1 protein-coding gene and 3 pseudogenes are annotated in these 1,929 nt (G+C 64.5%); 2 read left to right on the forward strand and 2 right to left on the reverse strand.

The genetic code is table 11. The features are described 5' to 3' along the window. The coding region (locus HCC78_RS33420) for a hypothetical protein (protein WP_216671419.1) at window positions 1-253 on the forward strand (253 nt) is incomplete at its 5' end. An 88-nt stretch (window positions 254-341) separates the two neighbouring features. After that, window positions 342-1,395 (forward strand): annotated as a pseudogene (locus HCC78_RS32300) (IS5 family transposase). 56 nt (window positions 1,396-1,451) lie between these two features. Here HCC78_RS32300 and HCC78_RS35135 read toward each other — a convergent pair. Both HCC78_RS35135 and HCC78_RS35140 read right to left on the reverse strand, forming a co-directional pair. Next, window positions 1,452-1,682 (reverse strand): annotated as a pseudogene (locus tag HCC78_RS35135) (transposase); the annotation flags it as partial. A gap of 3 nt (window positions 1,683-1,685) precedes the next feature. Beyond that, a pseudogene (locus tag HCC78_RS35140) lies at window positions 1,686-1,929 on the reverse strand (IS21 family transposase); the annotation flags it as partial.

Here is a 1,929-nt window from a genome sequence, read left to right on the forward strand (position 1 = left end):
CGTCGCTCAGCCAGAAGAGATCAGACATGTCACCGCTCGTTTTCGAACGCTGAATCATGCCGTCCAGCCGAAATCAATGGGTCCTGAGCCTAGGGCGGCATTGTTGCAAAACTCAGCACCTTCCGGGATTCACGTTATGAATCCGGTGGGTTACGAACCTGCCATGTGCAAGCCTGAACCTGCCCGCTACCGTACGACCAACTGGAAATCCTATAACGACGCGCTGAAGAGGCGCGGCTCGCTCCTGGTCTAGCTGGACAAGGACATGACTTTGAACCGGCGTTGTTGCACAAAGAGGCTCCGGGATTCACTTCGTGAATCCAATGTAGTAGCGGGCTTGCATGAGCAGACCGCCGAAGCCGACCTACAAGACCACCAACTGGCCCGCATATAACCAGGCGCTGAAGCAGCGTGGATCGCTGACGGTCTGGTTCGATCCCTCGATGCAATGGGACGCGGTGCCGTCCGGGCATCGCGGCCGCCAGCATGCCTATAGCGACGCCGCGATCCAGGCCTGCCTGACCCTCAAGATCCTCCTCGGGCTGCCGCTCCGCCAGGGCGTGCCATTGTCCGCCATTGGTCCGAGGGCAATGGCGCGCGGCTTCATGGCAAGCCTGCTGGAACTGTCCGGGCTGGGGTGGTCCGTGCCGGACTTCAGCACGCTGTCACGCCGCCAGATGACATTGGACGTGACCATTCCGTTTCGCGGTTCGAAAGGTGCTTTGCACCTGCTCATCGACAGCACCGGCATCAAGGTGGAAGGCGAAGGGTGCGGAGCGACCGTGGCCCCGGTGGGGCCGCGAAAGCGCGCAGCACGGCACACGCGCAAGCATGGCGGCTCGAAACGAAAGGTCTGGCGCAAGATCCACCTCGGGATCGATGAGCAAACATTGGAGATCCGGACTGTCGAGGTCACCTCCAGCAATGTCGGAGATGCGCCGATGCTGCCCGATCTGCTTGCGCAGATCCCGGCGGAAGAGAAGATCGCCACGGTGACGGCCGACGGCGCCTATGACACGCGCGCCTGCCATGATGCCATCGCGGCCCGCGGCGCGGCGGCGGTTCGTCGGGCAAAAGGTCCCCCAGACCTTTTGCTCATCCTCCTCACTTCCGCCCCGCCGCACCGCCAGGCCCTGGAAGCCGGACACGGCAGGAGCTCGCGCACGCAACGAGATCCTGCGGGCATCGAAGCACCTGGGCCGGGCGCTCTGGCGGAACTGGAGCGGGTACCATCGCCGCAGCAGGGTCGAAACGAAAATGAACTGCGTGAAGCTGCTCGGGCAGAGGCTGATGGCCCGCGACTTCGACCGCCAGGTGGCCGAGGTCCAGATCCGGGTGGCGGTCCTGAACCGCTTCACTGCCCTCGGAATCCCGACGACCGTGGCCGCAGGATAAGTGTGTCCGGGGAAAGGGGAATTGCGGTCATCAGTTGATTTGCGCAACAGCGCCCAGACCCGGCCATCCTGGAGGAAGCGGGTGAAGCCGGGCCAGTGGGCAGACGACAGAAGGTAGTCGATCGCCTTGGCGACCTTTGCATGCTTGGAAAGCTGTGCCCGCTCGGCGCGCAGCCAGGCTTCCAGTTCGCCGACCAGCGGCGCCGACAGGCGCTGTCGCGCCTCTAGGCGGGCGGCAGCACCGAGGCCGCTGAGCTCGCGCTCGATCCCGAACAGCGCGTCGATGCGCTACAGGTGCCGGGTGACCTTGCCGTTGATCCCTTCCAGGAGCTCGCGGATCACGGCGTTCAGCTCGGACAGCGAGCGGAACCGCCGGTTGCGCAGCCGCGCCACAATCCAGCGCTGCGCCAGCTGGACCCCAACCTCGGCCTTGGCCTTGTCTCGCGGCTTGTAGGGCCGCGCCGGGATGACCGCCGTGTCGTAATGGGCGGCGAGATCGGCATAGGTCCGGTTGACCTTCGGCTCGTGGAAGCAG

Origin of the sequence: Mangrovicoccus sp. HB161399 (genome assembly GCF_013184745.1) — a bacterium.
GTDB lineage: Bacteria > Pseudomonadota > Alphaproteobacteria > Rhodobacterales > Rhodobacteraceae > Mangrovicoccus.